Here is a 22,709-nt window from a genome sequence, read left to right on the forward strand (position 1 = left end):
CCGCTTCTTCTTCGCTCACGATTACAAAGGCAGCAAGACCCCGGGATCAAGTCCGGGGTGACGAGACCTCGAGCGGCATTTGAACCGGATTAACCCGCCAGCGCCTTCGTCGCCTCAATCGCGCTGCGATAGGCTTCCTGCCGCGCTTCGCTCCAGTAAGCGAGTTCGCCGAGCGGGATTTCCACCCCGCTCACGGCGCAGATTACGAAACGGCCCGAGCGGACCACCTGATAATCCGCCGCGCGATATTTGAGGATGGCGAGGCCCGGCATGTCCGGCGTGCGCATCATGCTCATCAGTCCCCGGTGAGGATGCGGTCGACCAGTTGCTTCACGGTCGGCACGAACCCGTTGGAGTAGAAGGGGTCCTGCTTGAAGCGATAGGCGCCATGGCCGGCGAACAGCAGGTTCTTGTCGACATCGCCGCCATGCACTGCGTCCTGCAGGGTCTTCTGGATGCAGAAGCTGCGCGGATCGGCAAGGCGGCCAGTCGAATAATCGTCATGGTCCTTCCACGACGAGAAACCGCAATGCGAGAGGCAGCCCATGCAATCAGCCTGATCCTTGCGGATAACGGCGCGGTCCTCGTCGGTAACGAAGACCAGCGTGTTGTCGGGTGTCTTGAGCGCAGTCTCATAGCCCTGCAGCACCCACTCGCGAGCGCGCAGCAGATCGTTGCGGGTCACCCAGTAATTGCGGCCTTTGATGCCGACATCGAGCTGATGGTTGTGGTCGCCCGCTTCCTCCATGGAGAAGGCAATCTGCCGCTCCGAGCGCGCCTCGAGATCGCGCAGGAAGGGATTGCGGATCGCGGAGGAATAGAAGCCGGTCGGCGAGAAGCGGTGGAGGAGGATGTCGCCTTCCTCCAGCGTCATCAGCTTCTCCTTCCACGCCTGCGGAATCGGGCTTTCCTGCGTGAGCAGCGGACGGGTGCCGAACTGGAAGGCAATCGCTCCCAGCTCCGGATTGTCGATCCAGTCACTCCAGTCCCGCAGATACCAGACGCCACCGGCCATCACGATCGGCACTTCGTCGCTGATGCCGCCCTCGCGCATCGTGTCGCGCAGCGCCTTCACGCGGGGATAGGGATCCTCCGGCTTGGTTGGGTCTTCCGCGTTGGACAGGCCGTTATGGCCACCGGCCAGCCAGGGGTCTTCATACACCACCGCGCCCAGCCACTCCGCAGCCTTGTGATAGGCCCGCTTCCACAGCGCGCGGAAAGCGCGGCCTGAGCTGACGATCGGCAGGTAGCTGACCTGATGCTGCGCAGCAATCTCGCTGAGCTTGTAGGGCATGCCGGCCCCGCAGGTCACGCCTGCGACCATGCCCTTGGTGCGCTCCAGCACGCCTTGCAGCACGGCCTGCGCGCCGCCCATTTCCCAGAGCACGTTGATGTTGATGGCGCCCTTACCGCCGGCCATCTCATAAGCGCGCTTCACCTGCTCCACACCACCTTCGATGGCGTAGGCGATCAGCTCTTCATGGCGCTGCTGGCGCGTGCGGCCATGGTAGATTTGCGGGATGACATTGCCGTCGGCATCATAGCTGTCCGCATTCACGGCCGACACGGTGCCGATGCCGCCAGCGGCAGCCCATGCCCCGGAGCTCATGTGATTGGAGACCGCAACGCCCTTGCCGCCTTCGATAACCGGCCACACCTCGCGACCGCCATAGACGATCGGCTTCAAGCCCTTGAACAAATGAAACTCCTCAGTGCCCCATCGGCCAGCTTCGCAAGCCAGCCACGAGCGCCTTTACCAGCATTTTCCTCAAACCAAGTGCTAAAATGCCACAAAACTCAAAATAACGCCAGTTCGTTACCGACCGCCTCACCATAGAGCCGGGCGTAGAGCTGGATCATCACGGCTTCATCGAAACAGCGCCTCGCTCTGTCGCGATTGGCTGCGCCGATGGTCCGACGCAGATCGGCATCCCCGGCCAGTTCTGCAAGGGCAGCCTGAAAATCATCGGTCGCATCGGGGGCCACGATGAAGGGCCGGTTGTCCGGCGCGACCATGCCGAGCGTATCGCCGACGTCGGTCGCCACCACCGGCAGGCCGGCCGCCATCGCCTCCATCAGGGCAGTGGGGAACTGCTCACTATCGGAGGACAATGCGAAAATATCGAAGGCGCCGACATAATCCTGGGGGCGCGGCAGGGCACCCGGCATCAGCAGATCGTGCATCCCTTGCCGCTGCGCCTCCGCCAGAATCGCCTCCCGCTCCTCGCCGTCACCGACGATGACCAGACGCAGCCGGTCGCGCAGGGGCGCCACCGCCCGGACGAGCCGGGGCAGGTTCTTGACCGCACGCAGATTGGCGACGGTGCCCACGATCAGCCGTCCGTCCGGTACCAGCCCGGGAATCGCAGCGACCGGCCGGGTGCCTTCATAGGCGGCGACATCCAGCCCGTTGGGGATCTGGTGGACTTTCTCGGCGGACTGCCGCCACTCCGCCTGAGCGATATGCGCCAGCTGCGCCGACGGGACGACGAGCGCCCGCGCGCCCTGCAAGGCGATCTGGCGGTAGCGGTTGCGAGCGGCCTGGCGGACGAACGCCTCGTCCACATCGAAGCCCTCTTCGTGGTGGATCAACGGCGGCAGGCAGCGCAGCCGGCGGAAGAGACGGTGCGCCATGACGCCATCGATCGCGCCCCAATTGAAGCTCAGGATGAGATCATAGCCGCGCATCGCCTTGGCCAGCGCGTTGAACCGGGCGAAGGTCGCGGGCCCCTCCAGCGCGGGCGAATCGAGAAAGCGCACCTTCAGCGTGGGGTCGAGCAAGGCTTGCGCCCCAGTGGCACCCGGCTCGGCCAGCAGGATGTCGTGCTGCATCCGCCCACCCCAATGATTCATCAGCCGGGCAAGGCGCGCTTCCTTTCCGCCCAGATCGAAGGTGCGGTGAATTTGCAGCACGCGCAGCGGCTCGCGGGAGAGATCGCGCCGGGCCGCCCGCCGCGTCATGGCTTCTCGCTGATCCTGGCGAGCAGCCTGTCGAGCGCCGCCACCGCTTCTGGCTCTTCCAGCGTGGGTGCATGACCCACCCGCGGCACCGTCACCAGATCCAGCTGCGGGAGGCGCGTCTGCATCGCCTGCGCCGTCTGGACGGTCAGCAGATCGCTAAGCGCGCCACGCACCAAGGTGAGCGGGATATCGCCGATCGCCTCGAACGCCGGCCACAGGTCGACGCCCGCCGCACCGCCGGGCGCCCGGAACGGCTCGGCGAGGCGCTGGTCATAATCCAGCACGATGCGCCCCTGGCTCGTCAATCGATATAGCCGCTTGGCGATGCGCAGCCAGTCGGTCAGCTTGTAATCGGGGTAGATCACCCCCTGCACATCCGCCACCGCCCGCGCGGCGTGCACCCAGGTCGGCTGCGCGCTACCGGTGCCGACCCCTTGCCGGATGCGCTCCAGCCCTTCCTCGGCGATCTCCGGCCCGATATCGTTGAGCAGCGCGCCCGCGAGGCTCCCGCGCCGCGTCGCCGCGATCAGCATAAGCATGATCCCGCCGAGCGACGTGCCGACCCCCACGAAGCGCGGCAGGGCCAGCTCATCGATCAGCTTGAGCAGATCCTGCAGATAGACCAGCGGCACATAGCTCATCGGGTCCTTGGCGTAAGCGCTCTCGCCGCGCCCGCGCAGTTCCACCACGATAACGCGCCATTCGCCCGCTAGCCGCTCTGCCACCGGCTCGAAGTCGCGGACGTTGCGCGTCAGGCCTGGCAGGCACAGGATCGGCGGCCGATCGTCGCGCCCGGGATAGTCCCGGTAATGCAGCCGTAAATTGTCCTGCGACCACCAATATTTGTCTTCATAGCCCGACAAGCTTGATCCTTTCCCGGGGCGCCCCCCATATCAGAGCATGGACGCAGCGCTTAAGACAGACATATTTCATCCGGAACGCGCAATAGCTTTAATTGCGGATTTTCTGGCCGATCCCGTGCAACCGGCGGATTTCCCGCAGACGATCCTCCGCTTCCGCAATGATTGCGCGGCCAGCACGGTGGGGCTGGCGGCGCTCGACGATGCGCAATGGATCAGCCATTTCGGCCGCTTCACGCCCCTGCCCGGCGCGCAGCCGGAACCACTGGCGCTGCGCTATCACGGTCACCAGTTCCGCACTTACAATCCCGATCTCGGCGATGGGCGCGGCTTTCTGTTCGCCCAGATGCGGGAGGCCGCGCCTGCAGGCGGCCGATTGTTGGATCTGGGCACCAAGGGCTCGGGCCGCACGCCCTGGAGCCGCACGGCGGACGGCCGCCTGACCCTCAAGGGTGGCATGCGCGAAATCCTCGCGACCGAAATGCTGGAAGCGCTGGGCGTCACCACCTCGCGCACCTTCTCGATCGTCGAAACCGGCGAGCCGCTGGTGCGCGGCGACGAGCCTTCCCCCACCCGCTCGGCGGTAATGGTGCGGCTCAGCCACGGCCACATCCGCATCGGCAGCTTCCAGCGGCTCGCCTATCTCGGCCAGCGCGAGGAGAGCGCACGGCTGATCGACTACTGCCTGCGCCATCTGCTGGCGGTGGAGCCGGGCGAGGTGCCCGCGCTCACGCTGCTGGAGGCGGTCGTCGCGCGCACGGCCGATCTCGCCGCGAGCTATATGGTCGCCGGCTTCGTCCATGGCGTCCTCAACAGCGACAACATCGCGGTCACGGGCGAGAGCTTCGACTATGGGCCGTGGCGCTTCACGCCGCGCTGGGAGCCGGGCTTTACCGCCGCCTATTTCGACCAGACCGGCCTCTATGCCTTCGCCCGCCAGGCTGAGGCTATCCACTGGGATGTCGCGCAACTGGCGCAATCGCTCGTGGAGCATGCGGAGACGGAGGCGCTGGTCGAGGTGCTTCGGCGTTTCCCGGCCATTTATGAGAATCGCCTGATCGAGCGGTTCCTTTGGCGGCTGGGCCTGACCGCGCCAGACGCGCAGGCCGGCCGCGCCTTCGTAGTCGCCGCTGTCGAGGCGCTGCGCGGCAGCGATGTACTCATCGACCGCTTCTTCTTCGATTGGCGACGTGGCGACCATGCCGAATCGCGTTATTCGGGCGCAGCGTGGGACGAGGTGCGGGCCGCGCGCGAATCCCTCACCCTACGGCCCGGCGCCGGTGACCACCCGTATTGGCACGGCGATGCGCCCTGCTCGATGCACATCGAGGAAGTCGAGGCCCTCTGGGCGTCCATCGCCGAGCGCGATGACTGGAGCCCGCTTTACGCCAAGATCGAGGCGATCCGCGCCATGGGGGCGGGGCACGGCCCGGTGCCCGGCCAGCCGCTCGCCTCGCGCAGCGCATAAGCCGATGCGCGCTCCGGCGCGCGCGTCGTAAATCCGCTGGAAACTAATTGCGCCGCATAGCCGCTCCATGTTGCACGCGCCGCTTCATGCCACCGAGGCTCCGCACGAGCCTGCCATCGTCGAATCGCTCGATCCGGCGACGAGCGAGGTCGTCTGGCAGGGGCAGGAGGCCGACCCCGCCGCGCAGATCGCGCTGGTGGCGCACCAATGGACCGCATGGGCAGGCCTCTCCTCCGCTGTCCGCATCGAGACCATGCGCCGCTTCGCCAATGCCGTGCGCGCCAGTGAGGAGGCCTTCGCGACCCTGATCTCGCGCGAAACCGGGCGACCGCTCTGGTCCACGCGGCAAGAGGTGATCAGCCTGTTCGAGCGGGTCGAGAAGGCCGTGCAGGCCTATTCTGAACGCACGGGCCAGCGGCAGAGCGAAGGCGCGATGGGCGCCCGCACCGCCCTGCGCCACAAGCCGCATGGCGTGCTCGCCATCATCACGCCGCATTGCCTGCCCGCGCGCATCCCGGTCGATCATATCGTGCCGGCGCTGCTGGCCGGCAATGGCGTGCTGTTCAAGCCCTCCGAGAAGGTGCCCGCCACCGGAGAAATGCTGGTGCGCCTGCTGCATGAGGCCGGCGTGCCGCACGATCAGGTGCAATGCGTGATCGGCGGCCCGGGGGTCGGCGAAGCGCTGGCCGCGGCGCCGGACGTTCACGGCGTGCTCTTCACCGGATCAACCCGCACCGGCCGCGCCATCAACCGCGCCTGCGCCGACCAGCCCGGCAAGCTGCTGGCCCTGGAGATGAGCGGCAACAATCCGATCATCGCCTGGGACACGCCGGACATCGCCAGCGCCGCCGCGCTCATCGTCCAGTCCGCCTTCGACATGAGCGGGCAGCATTGCCTGTCCGCCCGCCGCCTCATCGTGCGCGATACCCTCGCCGAGCCCTTGCTGGGGGCGGTGAAGGCGCTGACGGACCGCCTGATCGTCGGTCCGCCGACCGGCGATCCGCTCCCCTTCATGGGGCCGGTGATCGACATGGATGCTGCCGACGGCCTCACCGAGAGCTTCCTGTATCTGATGAGCCATGGCGGCCGGCCGATCCGGCACATGCAGCGCCCGGTCGAAGGCCTGCCCTTCGTCACGCCCGGCATCATCGATGTGACGGCCATGGCACCGCGCAGCGACGTCGAACTGTTCGGCCCGATCCTGCAGGTTATATGCGTTACCAGCTTCGACGCGGCGATCATCGAAGCCAACAGCACCCGCCACGGCCTGTCCGCGACGCTGATCGGCGGTGGTCCCGAGCAATATGATCGCTTCTGGGCTAATAGCCGCGCCGGCATCGTCAATTGGAACCGGCCCACTTACGCGCTTGCACCTAACGCACCAGTCGGCGGCACAGGCCTCTCGGGCAATCACCGCCCGGGCGGCAACTATATGGCAGACAATTGCGCCTACCCCGTCGCCTCATCCGAAATGCCCCAGCCACGCGCGACAATTGGGGTTGGGCTGAGGCCGATCGTGGCGGATCGGTGAGGGTCAAGGCGATCAATCATGGCTTGCCTCTGTCAGCCAGTATCGAGTGAGCAAATAGACTGCTTTATGGCTGCTCTGTCGCTTACTCATTGTAGCGCGCGGCGACCGCTTTGGCATGGGGAGCGAGCATTGTGGTGCTGACCGTCAGATGGAGATCGCTATGATATCGAAGATGATCGAGGAGGGACTGCGAATTGCAGGTGTCGTTGACGTCGACACCGGTGATGATTTCAGCTTTGAATTTCCGCTGCGTGACCTGTATTTTCCTGAATTTGGTACAGCTCACCGGGGTCAGCCAAAATTCGGATTATTCATCGGTTGGGAGTTGCGCGCTGACACAGCTCAAGCATTTCTAGAGGTGTCATCTGAGGCCGCAGCAGTTTTTGCCTGGCGCTTTACTGCACTTTGGCATCAATGTGGCGGACACTTGTGTAGCCAAGAAGCTTTCTTAGCTACTCCGATGCGAGTTCGAGCAGACACCCTTGAAACCGTAAAGGAAATTGTCGACAAATACTGGTATTCAAATCTGCAGAGAGCGCCTGCGGAAAAGCATTTTACGGAGTATAAGGAATTTACGGCTGCCCGTAAGATTGCGGTCGACGAGGCGCTGGCGCGTACGGACTGTTTCATGGAATCAGTCTACCCCATGGATGCCAGCCGGGCCAATCTTGAACGCTTGGCAGCCGATCCTGACCGCCATATGAGGTCTCTGGAGCCCTTCATGGAGAATAAGCTTCTCTCAGAACGACTTTGCATTTTCCTCATTTCAGATAATTGCGATTAGCGTCGGCAGGGATTTTCTCCGCGCCGATGGGCTGCTTGTTTTTAGACCCCGATGAACACCCTCACGCCGCCAGCGGCTGCTCGTCCCGCCGCAGCGTCAGCACCTCGACGCCGGTCGCCGTCACCGCCACAGTGTGCTCGAACTGCGCGGAAAGCTTGCGGTCCTTCGTCACCACCGTCCAGCCGTCGCCCTTGGTCATCACGCCGCGCGTGCCCTGGTTGACCATCGGTTCCATGGTGAACACCATGCCCTCGCGCAGTGTGAGGCCAGTGCCCGGACGGCCGAAGTTCATCACCTGCGGGTCCTCGTGCATCTCGCGCCCGATGCCATGGCCGCAATATTCCCGCACGACCGAGTAGCCATGCTTCTTGGCGTGGCGCTCGATGGCAAAGCCGATGTCGCCGAGGCGCGCGCCGGGGCGCACCTGGCGGATGCCCTGCCACATCGCTTGCTGGGCAACACGCACAAGCCGGCGCGCGGCGGGCGAGACCGTGCCGACGAGATAGGTCTTGCTGCTGTCGGCAATGAAGCCGTTCTTCTCCAGCGTGATATCGAGATTGATGATGTCGCCATCCGCAATGATCCGGTCGGCATCCGGCACGCCATGGCAGACGACCTCGTTGATCGAACAATTGAGCACATAGGCAAAGCCATATTGCCCCTTGCTCGCCGGACGCGCCGCCAGATTATCGACGATGAAGCGGTCGACCAGATCGTTGACCGCCATGGTGGAGCGGCCGACAAGATCCTCGCCGTCCAGCATCTCGAAGACCGATGCGAGCAAGCGGCCGGAGATGCGCATGAGGGCGAGTTCGTCCGGCGTCTTGACCATCTCAGGCGGCCTGCGCGGTGGCGAGGTCCTGCCGGTCCTTTTCCATCTTCACGATCTCGTTGAACGACAATGTGGGATGGGCCTCGGCGAGCATCCCGATCTTCATCCAGAACTCGGCCTGAGCATTGATGGAGCGGCACATGACGGCGCTGGTGCGGCGCGCTTCCTCATGCAACCCATCCTCGATCTTGACCAAACCCATGAACCGCTCCGCATATAGAGAATATGCGGACCATATATGGTTCATATCGTCCTACGTCAAACGATAGGGCTCAGCTGGTGAGGCCCGCCAGCGTGGCCAGGCCCAGGAAGGAGAGGAAGCCCATCGAATCGGTGACCGTCGTGACAAAAATCGACGAGGCGACCGCAGGATCCACATTGAACCGCTCGAACAGGATGGGCACCGCGACTCCGGCAAAGCCGGCCGTGACGATGTTCAGCACCATCGCGGAGCCGATGACTCCGCCCAGCAAGGGGTCCTGGAAGAACAGCCCGACCCCGATGCCGAGCACCACCGCGACCGTCGCCCCGTTCAGCACGGCCACGCGCAATTCGCGCATGATCATGCGCCAGGTGTTGGATGCGGTGATCTGGTTGGTGGCAAGGGCGCGGACGGTGACCGCCATGGTCTGGCTGCCGGCATTGCCACCCACGCTGGCGACGATGGGCATCAGCACCGCCAGCACGACCATCTTCGCGATCGCATCCTCAAAGGCGGCGATGATCGCGGTGGCGAACAACGCGGTGATGAGATTGGCGAGCAGCCAGCGCACGCGCGCCTTGTAGCTCTCCCGCACCGGCTCGTTGATGTCACCTTCACCGGCGCCGGAGAGGCGGAGAATGTCCTCGCCAGCCTCTTCCTGAATGATGTGGACCACGTCGTCCACGGTGATCATGCCGACGAGACGCCCACCCGGGTCGACCACCGCCGCCGAGATCAGCGCATATTTCTGGAAGCGCAGCGCGACCTCTTCCTGATCCATATCGACCGGGATCAGCGTCTGCTCGCGCTTCATCACATCGCTCATGGCGATTTCGCGCGGGCAGCGCAGCACCCAGGAGAGCTGGCAGGAGCCGATCGGCCGATGAGCCGCGTCGACAACGAAAATTTCCCAGAAATCCGATGTCAGGTCGCGGGTATCGCGCAAAAAATCGATGGTCTGGCCGACGGTCCAATGCTCAGGCACCGCGACCAGATCGCGCTGCATGAGTCGGCCTGCGGATTCCTCGGGATAGCCCAGCGCGCTCTCGATAGCGGCGCGGTCTTCCGGCTCCATCGCATCGAGGACGGTCTGCTGGTCCTCCTCGTTGAGATCCTCGATGATGGCGACGGCATCGTCGGTATCCAGTTCGCCGGCCAGTTCCGCGAGCTGCTCAAGCTCCAGCGCCTCGACGACGGTATCGCGCACATAATCGTTCAGCTCGGACAGCACTTCCGCGCCGACCAGCGAGCCCAGCGCATGAACCAGCCCGGCCCGTCGATCCTCGGGCGTCAGCTCGAGAAGATCGGCGATGTCGGCGGGGTGCAGCGTCTCGACCAACGCCTGCGCTGCATCGTCCTTGCCCTCCTCGACTGCGGACAGAACGGCAGAGACGAACTCCGGCCGAAGACGATCATCCTCGTCCAGATTGGTATCGACGAGCGCGTCTTCCTCCTCGGGAGGGATCGCGCCGGGCTGCGATGCGGCCTCGGTCTCGCTCATGCGGCGCCTCCCTTTCCGGCTGCGGCCGCCACTGGCCACGCCTGCTCTCGATAATCGCCCCTTTTGCCCATGCCCGGGGCAAATGCAACGTCATGCAGCCTTCCCTTGACGAAAGCAGTCACTATAGAGGCCGCTCCATTCCCCCGCCCGCTTCCGCTCCGCATTGCGACCCGAGGCCGGTAGAGACAAGGAGACTGCCCCCATGGCCGACCAGACCCTTACCCTGACGCTCGACACCGGCGACGTCGTGATCCAGCTGCGCCCCGATCTGGCCCCCAAGCATGTCGAGCGCATCAGCGCGCTTGCCAAGGACGGCTTTTATGATGGCGTGGTGTTCCACCGCGTGATCCCCGGCTTCATGGCGCAGGGCGGCGATCCGACCGGCACCGGCATGGGCGGCTCGAAGCTTCCCGATCTGCCGGCCGAGTTCAACAGCGAGCCGCATGTGCGCGGCGTGTGCTCTATGGCACGTAGCTCCAACCCGAACAGCGCCAACAGCCAGTTCTTCATCTGCTTCGACGATGCGACCTTCCTTGATCGTCAATATACCGTCTGGGGCGTTGTGACCGAAGGCATGGAGCATGTCGACGCGCTGCCCAAGGGCGAGCCGCCGGCAAAACCGGGTAAGATCGTGAAAGCTACGGTGAGTGAAGCCTAAGGCAAGATTGCCTGCGCGATTGTAATACTATCGTGAAGTCTTCAAGTAAAACTGAACGCCAAGTGAATGGCTCCGTTGTGTAGCACATGTGCAACAGCGGGGCCTTTCCACAATTGCTCCACAATTCATTCGGGAACGGTTCATCTGGCTGAGCCATTTTAGGGACAGTGATCGACGCAGGTCGGTCGCGAAACGAGGACCTAAACAGTCCTGTTCTGTTAATAGAAGGTTCAGTGTTATGAAAGCTTTTCCCCTCACCCTCGCCGTTGCTCTGGCAGCGGGTCTCTCGGCCCCGGCTCTGGCACAGGACGCGCAGGGCCTGCAGCCCTATGTCGGCGTGATGGGCGGCCTGCATGACTTCGACAACCAGCAGCCCGCAGGTGGACCGCCGAGCGGCTATCGCGGCTGGGTCGCTGAAGGCGTGGCCGGTCTGAACTACGACCTCGGCCCCGTCGTGGTCGGTGCCGAAGGTAGCGTCGCCAAGGGCTTCGACAAGGACATCGACTGGGAATATGGCGCCGCAGGCCGCCTGGGCCTCAAGGCCGGTAAGGACAGCATGTTCTTTGCCAAGGTCGGATATCAGTGGACCCAGTTCAATGACAAGACCGTGCCGCTCGCCGACACCGATCGCCACTATCATGGCGTGACCTATGGCGGTGGCGTCGAGCTCTCGCTGGCCGACATGGGCAGCACGGCCGAAACCAGCAACATCCGTCTGCGTGCGCAGGTCGACACGCGCGGTAACTTCAACAGCTTCCGCCCGATGGTCGGTGTTGTTGCCAAGTTCTGATCACCAGTGACTGCGATCCGCTCGATCTGAGCAGATCGCATGAAAAGAAGCGGCCGGGAGTTTCCTCCCGGCCGTTTTTTTAGTGGCTTACCCTTCCGTTCGCCCTGAGCTTGTCGAAGGGCCGTCCTTTTCCTCTGGCCGGGGAAGAGGAAAGCAGACCTTCGACAAGCTCGGGCGAACGGGACGAGTGAGAGGGGGCCGCAACGCCTGCCCGCCAGCCGTTCCTTATCCGCTGTTGCGCAGGGCCGTGGCAATTGCGTTGATCGAGAGTTCAATGCCTTCGCGAATGCGCGGGTCGGTCTCCCCGGCGCGGTGGCGCTTGAGCAGTTCCACCTGCAGCAGATTGAGCGGCTCGATATAGGGCAGCCGCAAGCGGATGGAGGCGTCCAGCGCCGGGCTGTCCGCCAGCAAATGGGTCTGCCCGGTGGCAGCGAGCAGCTGGTCATGGGCAAGATTCCAGCCCTCGCGGATGCGCTCGAAGATCGGATCGCCCACCGCGCGGTCCGCGACCAGCGGCAGATATTTGGCGGCGATCTCCAGATCCGACTTGGCGAGCACCATTTCCATGTTTGCCATGCTCGCCCGGAAGAAGGGCCAGGCCTGCGCCATGTCCTTGAGCAGAGCGTCATCCCCAAAATCGCGCAGCGCCTGCCCGACGCCATACCAGCCAGGCAGCATCACCCGCGCCTGCGCCCAGGAGAAGACCCACGGGATCGCGCGCAGATCCTCGATGCGATTGCTCTTGGTGCGGCTGGCCGGGCGCGAGCCGATCTTGAGCCCGCTGATCTCCTGAATGGGCGTCAGCTCGCGGAAGAACTCGCGAAATCCCTTGGTCTCGTAAACCAGCCCGCGATAGGCTTCAAAAGCGAGGCCGGAAATGCGCGTCATTGCCTGAGTGAAGCGCTCGTTGTCCGCAGGGGAGAGCCGCTCGGGCTCCAGACTAGCCAGCAGGGCCGCGCTGGTGACGGCCTCGAGATTGGTGCGCGCGCTCTCCAGCGTGCCATATTTGGCGGCGATGACCTCGCCCTGTTCGGTGATGCGAATGCGTCCCTGCACGGTGCCGGGCGGCTGCGCCTGAATGGCCGCGAAGGACGAGCCGCCGCCGCGCCCGACTGCACCGCCGCGCCCATGGAAGAGCTGCATCGCAACGCCGGCTTCCTCGAACACCGGTGTGAGCGCAAGGCTGGCTTCGTACAGGCCCCACGTCGAGGTGAGATAGCCGCCATCCTTGTTGGAATCGGAATAGCCGATCATCACTTCCTGATGGCCCCGCGCCCGGACCAGCGCGCCGATCTCCGGCAGGCCGAAATAATCGCGCATGATGGCAGGCGCCTTTTCGAGGTCCGCGATCGTCTCGAACAAGGGCACAGCCATGATCGGCGCGTGCGGCGCGCCCTCGCCCTGCGCCGCGCGCCACAGGCCGGCTTCCTTGAGGAGGATGTTCACCTCCAGCATGTCCGAGACGCTCTCCGCCTTGGAGATGAGGTAATGGCGAATGCAGGCCGCGCCATAGCGGCGATGCGCCTCTGCGGCCGCCTCCACAATGCCGAGTTCGGTGGCGGTTTCCTCGCTCCAGTCCGCAAAGCGGGAGCCCAGCGGGCGGTTGGTGGCCAGTTCGCGGCGCAGCAAGGCGACGCGCGCCTCTTCATCGAGCGCGAGATAATCCGGCTCGACGCCGGCGACCTTGAGCAATTCCGCGACGACGCGCTCATGCACCGCGCTGTTCTGGCGCATGTCCAGCGTGGCGAGGTGGAAGCCGAACAGCTCGACCGCGCGGATCAGGCGGGCGAGACCGCCGCCGCTGCCGAGCGCGCCATTGCCTTCCACGGCGAGGCCGCGCCCAAGCGTCGCGAGATCGGCGCGCAGTTCGCCCGCATCGGCATAGGGCTCGCCCGAAAGGCGTGAGGGCCGCGGCGGCGGAGTGCCGATGAGCTGCTCATAGGTCGCGGCGACGCGCGCATAGATGCCGGCCACAGCGCGGCGATAGGGCTCGTCGCGCCGGCTGGCGGCCTCGTCACCGCTGGCGGCCGCCAGATCGCGCACGCCTGCGGGAATGGCCGCAAGCTCGCTGGAGATGGAGAGCTGCGCGCCCAGCTCGTGCAGCGCATCCATGTAGAAGCGCAGGGTCGATCCGCTCGCCCGGCCCAGCGCGGTGCGCAACTGCTCGGCCTGGACGAAGGGATTGCCGTCCCGGTCCCCACCGATCCAAGTGCCGAGCCGCAGGAAATTGGGGACGCGCTGCCCCAGCACCCGGTCCCAGCGGGCGTAAAGGCTCGGCAGCACCGGCATGAAGATGTCGCGAAAATAGGAGAGCGCATTGTCGATCTCGTCGCGCACGAACAGCCGCTCACGGCGCAGCGGGCGCGTCTGCCAAAGCAGCGCGATCTGGCGGCTGATCGCCTCGTCAATCGGCTCGCCATGATCGGTCTCGCTCGCGCCGGTATCGCGCAGGGCCATGAGATCGGAGATCACGTTGCGATGGTCGATCATCGACTTGCGGCGCACTTCCGTCGGGTGCGCGGTCAGCACCGGCACCACCAGCGCCGTTTCCAGCAGCTTGACGATATCGGAGGGGCTGACGCCATGCTCGCTCAGCTTGGCGGTCGCACTGGCAACGTCCGCGCCCGGTTCGGCGGCGACGCCCTGGCGGTCCTCCGCGAGATTGGCGAGCATGGAGAACAGCATGAAGCCGCGCACGAAGGCGAGCGTATCGTCCAGCGTCAGCGCATCCAGGCCACTGTCCACGCCCTCGGCCGGGGCGACGCCACGCGCCCGGTCGACGGAGGCGGACCGGATGTATTCGGTCTGTTTGAACAGGCGCTCGCCGCCATAGACGCGAATGACATCCCCGAGCAGGCGCCCGAGATAGCGAATGTCAGGATTTTGGGTGATGGCGGGGCGCATGGGTGACATGCACGCCATGCTGCATTGCAGCGATCAACGGGTCAAGAACGGATTGGGCGGGCGGGCTACAAGTTCAGCCGCCCGATCAGTCGGTCAGGCATGCTCCAGCGTGCACTGGAGCGGATGCTGGTTCTGGCGGGCGTAATCCATCACCTGATTGACCTTGGTTTCGGCCACTTCATAGCTGAACACACCGCACACGCCGACACCGCGCTGGTGGACGTGGAGCATCACGCGGGTCGCCTGCTCGATGTCCATGCGGAAAAAGCGCTGCAACACATCGACGACGAATTCCATCGGCGTGTAGTCGTCGTTGAGCATCAACACCTTGTAAGGCGTGGGCTTGCGGGTGCGTGCGCGCGTACGGGTGGCAACGCCAAGACCGGGATCGCCCGGCCCTTCCTCATCGGGCCGCCCAGCCATGAGCGGCTGATTCATGATCGCGCTTCTGTCTTGCATGGCCCAAAAATAGGGCATCGCCCCCCTTGGTTGCAAGGGCACAGAGACGGACTGCCCAAAAAAGCAAAGGCGGCCCGCCGGAGCGAGCCGCCTTTTCTCAAGCAGATCGGCCTGATCAGGCTGCGATCGACTTCACCTTTTCCGTCACAACCGACACGCGGTTGCTGATCGGCTGGGAAATGTCGCTCACCAGCTTGAGCATCTTTTCGCTGTTCTTGGCAGCCTCGGACGCGAAGCTGTCCATCGTCTGGCTGAGCAGTTCGCTCTGGAGCTGGAAGAACTCGGCCGGCGACTTGATGGAGGCAAAGCTCTTCATCGTAGCGCTCGACTTCTCGAAGGACTTGCGGCCGAATTCGGCGGCGTCCTGGCCCAGCGTTTCCATGCCCTTGGCAGCGATCTTGGAGGATTCGACCATCGCCTCGAGATTGCCGCGCGTCAGTTCGCCCAGCTCTTCGAAAGCCCTGCCAGACTTCTCCATGGCAGCCTTGGTCTTCTCGTTCATTTCAGTGAAGGCACTCTGCATACGGGTCTTGGCCTCCTCGGCATAGGTTTTCGCGGTGTCCATCATATCGGTCATGGTCGGTTCGCCTTTCGCTGCGGCGGATTTCCCGGTGTCGGGAAGGGGGATTGCATCCGCCAATTCTGGGTTCGAGACAGGTGAGAGGGGCGCCGGACTGGCATCAACGGCTTCAGCCTTGGGGGCAGCGCTGACGGGCCATTCCACCGGCGTTCTGACGGCCGGCTTCTCCACAATCGCCTCAGTGGCAGGTGCGGCTTTAGGAGCCGCTGCAACAGCAGGCTTGGGCGCGGGGGGAGCCTTCGGCGTCACCGGCGCCTTGACCGGCATCGGAGCGGCCGCCGCGACCTTCTCACCCGTGGGCTTGGCCACAGGCTTGGAAACCTCGTTCTTGGCCGGGCTCCGTGCAGCGGACGTCGCGGGCCGGGGACCGGCTTTGGACAAACGGGACTTGCGCGGGGTTGCCAACAGACTCACTCCTCGAACTTTGCTGCGATGCAACATAAGCGAATCGGATCGAATCTGCAAGTAAAATGATGCAGTGCAACAAAACTGTCTTATGGGCGGCGAATCAACGCAAAAGCGCCGGTCAACGCTGCGTGACGTAGCGTCCGGGCGCATCCTCGATTGCGGGAAGCTTGCCTTCTCCCGGCATCCGCGCACCGCTGGCACTGACAGTCTCTGGCGACAGCTCTGCCAGCCACGCCCGCCAATCCGGCCACCAGCTCCCCTTCGTTTCCTGCGCGGCTTTGCGGAAAGCGATAAAGTCCGGCTGCGGCGCGGCGCTGGTCCAATATTGATATTTGCCTGCTGCGGGTGGATTGACCACGCCGGCGATGTGCCCCGAGCCCGCCAGCACGAACCGCCGGGCCCCGGAGAACTGGTCCATCAGCTTCCATACGCTGCAGGGCGGCGCGATATGATCCTCGACACCGGCCTGAATATAGGAGGGTGTTTCCACCTTGCGCAGGTCGATATGGATGCCCTCAATCTCAAGGCCGCCCGGCACGACCAGCCGGTTATCGCGATATAATTGGGTGAGATAGGCCCGGTGCCATTTCGCCGGCAGGTTGGTGGTATCACCGTTCCAGTAGAGCAGGTCGAACTGGGGATAATCCTTCCCCAGCAGGTAGTTGTTGACCACATAGTTCCAGATCAGATCCTGCCCGCGCAGCAGGTTGAATGTTGCCGCAAGATAGCGCCCATCCAGATAACCGTCCTTCACGAAGCCATCGATCAGCGCCAGTTGCTCGTCGTCGACGAAAAGAGCGAGATCGCCGGCCTCGGAGAAATCGACCTGGGTGGTGAAGAAAGTGGCGCTGGCGACCTTGTCGCTCTCACCCCGCGCGGCCAGCCATGCAAGCGTCGCGGCAAGAAAAGTGCCCGCCACGCAGTAGCCGATGGTGTGGACGCTCGGCACATCGAGCAGATCGCGCACCACATCGATCGCGTCCACCTGCCCCTTGAGCATGTAGTCGCCCAGGTCGAAATCGGCCATGCTGGCATCGGCGGATTTCCAGCTGACCATGAACACGGTCAGCCCCTGATCCACCGCCCATTTGACGAAGCTCTTCTCCGGATTGAGGTCCAGAATGTAGAAGCGGTTGATCCATGGCGGGAAGATGAGCAGCGGGGTCTTCATCACCTGCGGCGTGGTCGGCTCATATTGGATGAGCTGGTAGAGCGGTGTCTCATAGACCACTTTGCCCGGCGTGGTGGCGATGTTGCGCCCCAGCTGGAAAGCGGACCCGTCCGTATGGGTGAGCTGGCCGCGATCAACGTCGGCGAGCATATGTTCCAGCCCCGTCAGCAGGCTCTCGCCCTTGGTGTCGATCAGTCGCTGGAGCGCGGCGGGGTTGGTGAACAGGAAGTTCGCCGGGCTCGCTGCCTCGACGAACCGCTCGGTCACGAAGCGCAGCTTCTCCTTGTCCCGCACATCGAGACCATCGACGCTGTCGGCCAGTTGCATGAAATAGTCGGAGGCCAGCAGATACATCTGGCGAATGAGGTCAAACACCGGATTGTCGTGCCAGCTCGGATCGGCAAAGCGCCGATCACGACTGGCAGGCGCAGGTTTCGCATCGCCGTCCGGTCCTGCGCCGTTGGCGTCCATTGCTCGCGCCAGCACCTGCTGCCACACCGCCATGCTGCGTTCCGCCGCCTGCGACTGGATGCGCGCAATCTTCTCCAGATTGGGCCGCGCCTCATGCCCGGGAAAGCGCGTCGCCTGCTCCGCCAGCTCGGCGCTGCGCTCCAGTATCGCCTGCTGGGCAAGCCCCACCACTCGCGTCCAGTGCTGCAGCTGAGCAAGGCCGGTCGCGTCTTTCAGGTCCTGATCCATGGGAGATGCCTCGCTCGATTGTCCGGACGATCTGTTTTCCAGACTCGCCGCCCGTTGTTTTGGTGGCACGACTGGCTGGCGCAAGCTATATGCAGCATTGGCCGGTCCTTACCACTTGCAGTGTGACACGGCCATTTCAACCCAAATGGAGATCGACATCCCAATGTCCGACGAATTCTACCGCATCAAGCGACTGCCGCCTTATGTCATCGCCGAAGTGAATGCGATGCGGGCAGCGGCGCGCGCGGCGGGCGAGGACATTATCGACCTCGGCATGGGCAATCCCGACCTGCCGCCGCCCGATCATGTGATCGCGAAGCTGGTCGAAGTGGCGCAAAAGCCGGATGCCCACGGCTATTCGCAATCCAAGGGCATTCCCGGCCTGCGCCGTGCCCAAGCGAATTATTATGCCCGCCGCTTTGGCGTGGAGGTGGACCCGGAGACCGAAGTCGTGGTGACGATGGGCTCCAAGGAAGGGCTTGCCAGCCTCGCCACGGCGATCACCGCGCCCGGCGACGTCGTGCTCGCGCCCAATCCGAGCTACCCGATCCACACCTTCGGCTTCATCATTGCCGGCGCGACGATCCGCTCGGTGCCGACGACGCCGGATGAGAATTATTTCCGCGCGCTGGAGCGGGCGATGCACTTCACCGTGCCGCGCCCGAGCATCCTCGTCGTCAATTATCCCGGCAATCCCACGGCGGAGACGGTGGACCTGGCGTTCTACGAGCGGCTGGTCGCCTGGGCGAAGGAGAACCATGTCTGGATCCTCTCCGACCTTGCCTATTCCGAACTGTATTTCGACGGCAACCCGACCCCTTCCATCCTGCAGGTGCCGGGCGCCAAGGACATCGCGATCGAGTTCACGTCCATGTCCAAGACCTACTCCATGGCCGGCTGGCGCATGGGCTTTGCGGTCGGCAACCAGAAACTGATCGCGGCGATGACGCGGGTAAAGTCCTATCTCGATTACGGCGCCTTCACCCCCATTCAGGCGGCTGCCTGCGCGGCGCTCAATGGTCCGCAGGATATCGTCGAGAAGAACCGCCAACTCTACCAGAAGCGCCGCGACGTGATGGTGGAGAGCTTTGCGCGGGCGGGCTGGGATATCCCGTCCCCGCGCGCATCCATGTTCGCCTGGGCGCCCCTGCCGCCAGCGCTCAAGGAGATGGGGAGCCTCGAATTCTCCAAGCAGCTCCTCACCCATGCCAAGGTCGCGGTCGCGCCGGGCGTCGGCTATGGCGAGGATGGCGAGGGCTATGTGCGCATCGCCATGGTCGAGAATGAGCAGCGCCTGCGTCAAGCAGCGCGCAACGTGAAGAAATATCTCCAGTCCATGGGCGTGAACACACCGGTGACAAAAGGCGCGGCCTGATGCCCGTGCCGGTGCTGGAAGCGCCCGAGGTCAGCCTCGTCGCGCACACGATCCAGTTGGCGGTGGCGCCGGTGTTCCTGCTCGCAGGCATCGGCGGCTTCCTCAACGTCTGCGCCAGCCGCCTCGCCCGCGTCATCGACCGGGCGCGGGCGGTGGAAGCGCAGGTGATGCGCACGACGGGCGCCGAACATGACCGGCTGATCGACGAGATCCGCATTCTCGACCGGCGCATCACAGTGGTGAATGCGGCGATCTTCCTTTCGGTGCTTGCCGCGCTGACGATCAGCGCGGTGGTCATTCTGCTGTTCGCCTCCAACCTCATTGAGGTGAATCTGGGCACGGTCATTTCGCTGCTGTTCGTGGGGTCGATGACCTCCATCGCCGCAGCATTCGCGATCTTTCTCTACGAGACCCGGCTCGGCTCGCGCGTGACGCACATCCGCAATGAGGTGCTGTATCACAAGGTGGAGAGCGAGCTTTCCGGCGAGGGGCCGCGCCCAAGCAAGCCGGCCGTTCCCGCGCCCGAGGTCAGGCAGTCGCGCTAAACCCGATGCCCGAGCCGCTCCGTCTCGTCATGCCGGCGCCCGTCTACCTGCCTGCCTATCGCGCGGCGCTGGAAGCGGGCTGGTCGCCGGACACCGTGCTGGGCAATCTGGCGACCCAGCGCGAGCTGGACCGGATCGACCGCGACGCCATGGCCTTCCTTCTGTCACTGGATGATCCCAAGGCCAAGGGGCCGCCGGTGCTGATGAAGGATGGGACGCCCCGGCCACGTCTACCGGGCTATCGCCGCTGGATGTGGGATGGCGAGTTCTGCGGCAGCATCAGCCTGCGCTGGCAGGAGGGCACGGCTGCGATGCCGGACTACTGCCCCGGCCATATCGGCTTTTCCGTCGTGCCCTGGAAGCGCGGGCACGGCTATGCGGCGCAGGCGCTGGGCGCCTTGCTCCCTGAGGCACGTGGACGCGGCCTCCCCCATGTCGACCTGACGACGAACATCGACAACGACGCGGCGCGCCGGACGATCGAGCGATGTGGCGGGATTCTGGTCGACCATGTCGAGAAGGACGCCGGCGACGGTGGCGGCAGCGCGGCGCGCTATCGGATCATGCTGGGATAATCGCCCGACGATCGGCAAGCCGTGCTCGCCACCCTCGCGACCAAAGAGACATAAGCCCAAATGAGAGGGGCCGCCGGAACCTCCCATCGGAGGTGCCGAGCGGCCCATCAGCATGGTCAGCGGCCGGAAGTGCCGCCACCCGGGGATTTACGCCGCGGTCCGGTTTCCCTCAGGAGACCCTCGCGCGACCCGCCACCAATGCCTTAGCGGCAGGCTCCCCGAACGGACTTGACCGACCCCATTGCTGAACCATGAGACATCGGATCACCTCCTTTCGCTTGCGTTGAAACTCTCTCGCCGGGTTGGCTGGAAGCCGTGCGTCCCTGCGATGGGTTAGATGTGAGTCATTCCGCGCTTGCGAACAAGACTTGTAATTATCTTTTTTCGAATCATAATCATGCGCTCGCCGATTTTAGGGCGACGCAGCCGGAACGGCCTAGCTCCGGCAGTCCTCTACGACGCGCCCGATTTCTGAGACCACCGGCAGAATGATCCGTTGCCCGCCTGCGGGCTCGATGGACACGCGACCGCGCGAAAATGCCATCCAGTCCAGCCCGGGATCATTGGCGGGGCGCGTGATGACCAGCCCGCTGGCGCCACCCATCGGCTGGGTCGCCCCGCTCCAGTCGAGCACGCCCTTGCTGGTACGCAGGGTGACGCGCGGACTGGGGCTCCCCGCCAGCGTCATCGACACTTGCCGACTGCTCTTCTGACAGCGCAGGACCACCAGCGGCGCCACGGGTGAGGCGCCAAAGCTGGCGACACTCTCGCCAGTGCGGCTTTCATAACCCCAGCTACCGGACGTCACCGGCGCCACTTCCCAGGCATCGCTCGACTGCGACGGGGCAGGGACGGGCGCGGGGGCCGGAGCAGTTGGCGCGGGCGTGGGCGCCGGCGAGGGCTGCCGACCGCCCGTTTCCGGCACGACCTGGCAACCAGCCAGCGCGATAATAACGAGGGAAGCCGTAATATGCGGCGCGACGCTTCTGCTGATACGCATGATCAGGGCCGGACCTGACCGGTGCCGCGCACAACCCATTTGTACGTCGTCAGCCCTTCCAGCGCCACCGGCCCGCGTGCGTGCATCCGCCCAGTCGAGATACCGATCTCGGCGCCGAGACCGAATTCGCCGCCATCGGCAAATTGGGTGGAGGCGTTCCACATGCAGATCGCGCTGTCGCAGCGGGCAAGGAACTGCTCAGCAGTCGGGGCGTCCTGCGTGATGATCGCGTCGGTATGGTGGCTGCCATGCACCGCGATGTGATCGAGCGCCTCATCGACGCCATCCACGAAGCGCGCCGCGATGATGGAATCGAGATATTCGGTGTTCCAATCACCATCCTGCGCCGGCTCGATGCGGGGGTCGAGCTTGGTGACGGCCTTGTCACCGCGCACCTCGCATTGCGCATCCAGCAGCGCGGCCACCAGCGCTTGCGGCTCGGCATAGCCCTTGTCGATCAGCAGCGTCTCTGTGGCGCCGCAGATGCCGGTGCGCCGCATCTTGGCATTGACCACGATCTCGCGGGCCATTTTGGGGTCGGCGGCGGCATGGACATAGGTGTGGCAGATGCCATCGAGATGGGCGAGCACGGGCACCCGCGCCTCGTCCTGCACGCGCGCGACGAGGCTCTTGCCGCCGCGCGGCACGATGATGTCGATCAGACCCACCGCGCGCAGCATCGCGCCCACCAGCGCACGATCGGTGCTGGGAACATATTGCACCGCATCGGCGGGCAGGCCGGCCTCGGTAATGCCGCGCACCATGGCAGCGTGGATCGCCCGGTTGCTCTCCACCGCTTCCGATCCGCCCCGCAGGATCACCGCATTGCCGGAGCGCAGGCCGAGCGCAGCCGCATCAGCGGTGACATTGGGGCGGCTCTCATAGATGATGCCGATGACGCCGAGCGGTACCCGCACACGGCTGAGGCGCAGGCCATTGGGCCGCTCGGATTCATCGATGACCTGCCCCACCGGATCGGCAAGATTGGCGACCTGTTCGACCGCGTCCGCAATGCCATTGATCCGCGCCTCGTCCAGCCGCAGCCGATCCAGCATGGCAGAGGAGAGGCCATTGGCGGCGCCGCGCTCCATATCGGTGCGATTGGCTCGGATGATCTTCGGCATCGCTTCCCGCAGCGAGCGCGCCGCGGCAACCAGCGCCTGCGCCTTCAGCTCGCTCGGCGCCTGCGCCATGTCCGCAGCGGCGCGGCGAGCACGCGCACCCATCTGGGCAATGAGCATTTCAGGCGTCTGCGTGAGATCATTCATGATAAGAGTCGTCCTGTCCGGCGGAGGGCACTCCCCATAGCATGGGGAGAGAGTCGCGCAAATGGCGGCAACCCGACGCATGGCGGAGCGTTTGCCCTTTCAGCCGAAGGGAACCGCGAGCGATGCCCAACAGGGAGA

Annotated in this window: 21 protein-coding genes; 8 read left to right on the top strand and 13 right to left on the bottom strand. The window is 64.5% G+C overall.

Annotation, left to right across the window (positions count from 1 at the left end; all coding sequences use genetic code 11):
• Positions 1-89: 89 nt before the first annotated feature.
• The 4 genes from M2337_RS00150 to M2337_RS00165 all read right to left on the bottom strand — a co-directional run bounded on the left by M2337_RS00150 (position 90) and on the right by M2337_RS00165 (position 3,824).
• On the bottom strand, positions 90-296 hold the full coding sequence (locus M2337_RS00150) for a DUF2093 domain-containing protein (RefSeq protein WP_264571193.1): 207 nt from the start codon (positions 294-296) through the stop codon (positions 90-92).
• The gene (locus M2337_RS00155) at positions 296-1,699 is read right to left on the bottom strand and encodes an NAD(P)H-dependent flavin oxidoreductase (protein ID WP_264571194.1); all 1,404 of its coding nucleotides are present in this window, start codon (positions 1,697-1,699) and stop codon (positions 296-298) included. The genes M2337_RS00150 and M2337_RS00155 overlap by 1 nt, the downstream gene beginning before the upstream one ends.
• Positions 1,700-1,797: 98 nt before the next feature.
• The gene (locus M2337_RS00160; protein WP_264571195.1) at positions 1,798-2,961 is read right to left on the bottom strand and encodes a glycosyltransferase family 4 protein; all 1,164 of its coding nucleotides are present in this window, start codon (positions 2,959-2,961) and stop codon (positions 1,798-1,800) included.
• Positions 2,958-3,824: an alpha/beta fold hydrolase gene (locus M2337_RS00165; protein ID WP_264571196.1), complete on the bottom strand. Its 867-nt coding sequence runs from the start codon at positions 3,822-3,824 to the stop codon at positions 2,958-2,960. Before M2337_RS00165 ends, M2337_RS00160 begins: the two co-directional genes overlap by 4 nt.
• Before the next feature lie 37 nt (positions 3,825-3,861).
• Between M2337_RS00165 and M2337_RS00170 the strand changes: the two genes are divergently transcribed.
• The 3 genes from M2337_RS00170 (at position 3,862) to M2337_RS00180 (ending at position 7,604) form a co-directional block, all read left to right on the top strand.
• Positions 3,862-5,289 (top strand): protein adenylyltransferase SelO family protein, encoded by a 1,428-nt coding sequence (locus M2337_RS00170; protein ID WP_264571197.1) that lies wholly within the window; start codon positions 3,862-3,864, stop codon positions 5,287-5,289.
• 67 nt (positions 5,290-5,356) lie between these two features.
• Complete coding sequence (locus M2337_RS00175) at positions 5,357-6,820, top strand: succinylglutamate-semialdehyde dehydrogenase (RefSeq protein ID WP_264571198.1); 1,464 nt, start codon at positions 5,357-5,359, stop codon at positions 6,818-6,820.
• 172 nt (positions 6,821-6,992) lie between these two features.
• On the top strand, positions 6,993-7,604 hold the full coding sequence (locus M2337_RS00180) for a hypothetical protein (protein ID WP_181560515.1): 612 nt from the start codon (positions 6,993-6,995) through the stop codon (positions 7,602-7,604).
• A 61-nt stretch (positions 7,605-7,665) separates the two neighbouring features.
• On the opposite strand, the gene map is transcribed toward M2337_RS00180, so the two are convergent.
• The 3 genes from map to mgtE form a co-directional block, all read right to left on the bottom strand.
• Positions 7,666-8,436, bottom strand: a complete 771-nt coding sequence (map, locus tag M2337_RS00185) for a type I methionyl aminopeptidase (protein WP_264571199.1) — start codon at positions 8,434-8,436, stop codon at positions 7,666-7,668.
• Between the two features lies 1 nt (position 8,437).
• Positions 8,438-8,638 (bottom strand): ParD-like family protein, encoded by a 201-nt coding sequence (locus tag M2337_RS00190; RefSeq protein WP_181560517.1) that lies wholly within the window; start codon positions 8,636-8,638, stop codon positions 8,438-8,440.
• Between the two features lie 70 nt (positions 8,639-8,708).
• Positions 8,709-10,139, bottom strand: coding sequence for a magnesium transporter (gene mgtE, locus M2337_RS00195; RefSeq protein ID WP_181560518.1), 1,431 nt, complete (start codon positions 10,137-10,139; stop codon positions 8,709-8,711).
• 202 nt (positions 10,140-10,341) lie between these two features.
• Between mgtE and M2337_RS00200 the strand changes: the two genes are divergently transcribed.
• Complete coding sequence (locus M2337_RS00200; RefSeq protein WP_181560519.1) at positions 10,342-10,797, top strand: peptidylprolyl isomerase; 456 nt, start codon at positions 10,342-10,344, stop codon at positions 10,795-10,797.
• A 238-nt stretch (positions 10,798-11,035) separates the two neighbouring features.
• Positions 11,036-11,587: an outer membrane beta-barrel protein gene (locus M2337_RS00205; protein WP_181560520.1), complete on the top strand. Its 552-nt coding sequence runs from the start codon at positions 11,036-11,038 to the stop codon at positions 11,585-11,587.
• Positions 11,588-11,812: 225 nt separating this feature from the next.
• On the opposite strand, the gene ppc is transcribed toward M2337_RS00205, so the two are convergent.
• From ppc to M2337_RS00225, 4 genes are all read right to left on the bottom strand, one after another.
• Positions 11,813-14,500 (bottom strand): phosphoenolpyruvate carboxylase, encoded by a 2,688-nt coding sequence (gene ppc, locus M2337_RS00210; RefSeq protein WP_413716209.1) that lies wholly within the window; start codon positions 14,498-14,500, stop codon positions 11,813-11,815.
• Between the two features lie 84 nt (positions 14,501-14,584).
• Positions 14,585-14,929 carry an ATP-dependent Clp protease adapter ClpS gene (gene clpS / locus M2337_RS00215; protein ID WP_264571201.1) on the bottom strand — a complete coding sequence of 115 codons (345 nt, stop codon included), beginning with the start codon at positions 14,927-14,929 and terminating at the stop codon, positions 14,585-14,587.
• 136 nt (positions 14,930-15,065) lie between these two features.
• Positions 15,066-15,971 (bottom strand): phasin family protein, encoded by a 906-nt coding sequence (locus M2337_RS00220; protein ID WP_264571202.1) that lies wholly within the window; start codon positions 15,969-15,971, stop codon positions 15,066-15,068.
• An 85-nt stretch (positions 15,972-16,056) separates the two neighbouring features.
• On the bottom strand, positions 16,057-17,808 hold the full coding sequence (locus M2337_RS00225; RefSeq protein ID WP_264571203.1) for a PHA/PHB synthase family protein: 1,752 nt from the start codon (positions 17,806-17,808) through the stop codon (positions 16,057-16,059).
• Positions 17,809-17,971: 163 nt separating this feature from the next.
• On the opposite strand from M2337_RS00225, the gene M2337_RS00230 reads away from it, so the two are divergent.
• Genes M2337_RS00230 through M2337_RS00240 form a run of 3 tightly spaced genes read left to right on the top strand, consistent with a single transcriptional unit; the run spans position 17,972 to position 20,303 of the window.
• Positions 17,972-19,183, top strand: a complete 1,212-nt coding sequence (locus M2337_RS00230) for an LL-diaminopimelate aminotransferase (RefSeq protein ID WP_264571204.1) — start codon at positions 17,972-17,974, stop codon at positions 19,181-19,183.
• Positions 19,183-19,728, top strand: a complete 546-nt coding sequence (locus M2337_RS00235) for a DUF2721 domain-containing protein (protein ID WP_264571205.1) — start codon at positions 19,183-19,185, stop codon at positions 19,726-19,728. The genes M2337_RS00230 and M2337_RS00235 overlap by 1 nt, the downstream gene beginning before the upstream one ends.
• A 5-nt stretch (positions 19,729-19,733) precedes the next feature.
• Positions 19,734-20,303 (top strand): GNAT family N-acetyltransferase, encoded by a 570-nt coding sequence (locus M2337_RS00240; protein ID WP_264571206.1) that lies wholly within the window; start codon positions 19,734-19,736, stop codon positions 20,301-20,303.
• A 436-nt stretch (positions 20,304-20,739) separates the two neighbouring features.
• On the opposite strand, the gene M2337_RS00245 is transcribed toward M2337_RS00240, so the two are convergent.
• Both M2337_RS00245 and M2337_RS00250 read right to left on the bottom strand, forming a co-directional pair.
• The gene (locus tag M2337_RS00245) at positions 20,740-21,303 is read right to left on the bottom strand and encodes a hypothetical protein (protein WP_264571207.1); all 564 of its coding nucleotides are present in this window, start codon (positions 21,301-21,303) and stop codon (positions 20,740-20,742) included.
• A 2-nt stretch (positions 21,304-21,305) separates the two neighbouring features.
• Complete coding sequence (locus tag M2337_RS00250) at positions 21,306-22,571, bottom strand: glutamate-5-semialdehyde dehydrogenase (RefSeq protein ID WP_264571208.1); 1,266 nt, start codon at positions 22,569-22,571, stop codon at positions 21,306-21,308.
• Positions 22,572-22,709: the final 138 nt, after the last annotated feature.

Source organism: Sphingobium sp. B2D3A, assembly GCF_025961795.1.
GTDB lineage: Bacteria > Pseudomonadota > Alphaproteobacteria > Sphingomonadales > Sphingomonadaceae > Sphingobium.

Bases quoted from the DNA above. Each gene is read 5' to 3' on its own strand.
- M2337_RS00220 (WP_264571202.1), bottom strand. From the start codon at position 15,971: ATGTTGCATCGCAGCAAAGTTCGAGGAGTGAGTCTGTTGGCAACCCCG.
- clpS (WP_264571201.1), bottom strand. From the start codon at position 14,929: ATGAATCAGCCGCTCATGGCTGGGCGGCCCGATGAGGAAGGGCCGGGC.
- M2337_RS00205 (WP_181560520.1), top strand. From the start codon at position 11,036: ATGAAAGCTTTTCCCCTCACCCTCGCCGTTGCTCTGGCAGCGGGTCTC.
- M2337_RS00200 (WP_181560519.1), top strand. From the start codon at position 10,342: ATGGCCGACCAGACCCTTACCCTGACGCTCGACACCGGCGACGTCGTG.
- M2337_RS00150 (WP_264571193.1), bottom strand. From the start codon at position 296: ATGAGCATGATGCGCACGCCGGACATGCCGGGCCTCGCCATCCTCAAA.
- M2337_RS00230 (WP_264571204.1), top strand. From the start codon at position 17,972: ATGTCCGACGAATTCTACCGCATCAAGCGACTGCCGCCTTATGTCATC.
- M2337_RS00180 (WP_181560515.1), top strand. From the start codon at position 6,993: ATGATCGAGGAGGGACTGCGAATTGCAGGTGTCGTTGACGTCGACACC.
- M2337_RS00235 (WP_264571205.1), top strand. From the start codon at position 19,183: ATGCCCGTGCCGGTGCTGGAAGCGCCCGAGGTCAGCCTCGTCGCGCAC.
- M2337_RS00170 (WP_264571197.1), top strand. From the start codon at position 3,862: ATGGACGCAGCGCTTAAGACAGACATATTTCATCCGGAACGCGCAATA.
- M2337_RS00160 (WP_264571195.1), bottom strand. From the start codon at position 2,961: ATGACGCGGCGGGCGGCCCGGCGCGATCTCTCCCGCGAGCCGCTGCGC.
- mgtE (WP_181560518.1), bottom strand. From the start codon at position 10,139: ATGAGCGAGACCGAGGCCGCATCGCAGCCCGGCGCGATCCCTCCCGAG.
- M2337_RS00240 (WP_264571206.1), top strand. From the start codon at position 19,734: ATGCCCGAGCCGCTCCGTCTCGTCATGCCGGCGCCCGTCTACCTGCCT.
- ppc (WP_413716209.1), bottom strand. From the start codon at position 14,500: ATGTCACCCATGCGCCCCGCCATCACCCAAAATCCTGACATTCGCTAT.
- M2337_RS00190 (WP_181560517.1), bottom strand. From the start codon at position 8,638: ATGGGTTTGGTCAAGATCGAGGATGGGTTGCATGAGGAAGCGCGCCGC.
- M2337_RS00250 (WP_264571208.1), bottom strand. From the start codon at position 22,571: ATGAATGATCTCACGCAGACGCCTGAAATGCTCATTGCCCAGATGGGT.
- M2337_RS00245 (WP_264571207.1), bottom strand. From the start codon at position 21,303: ATGCGTATCAGCAGAAGCGTCGCGCCGCATATTACGGCTTCCCTCGTT.
- M2337_RS00175 (WP_264571198.1), top strand. From the start codon at position 5,357: ATGTTGCACGCGCCGCTTCATGCCACCGAGGCTCCGCACGAGCCTGCC.
- M2337_RS00225 (WP_264571203.1), bottom strand. From the start codon at position 17,808: ATGGATCAGGACCTGAAAGACGCGACCGGCCTTGCTCAGCTGCAGCAC.
- map (WP_264571199.1), bottom strand. From the start codon at position 8,436: ATGGTCAAGACGCCGGACGAACTCGCCCTCATGCGCATCTCCGGCCGC.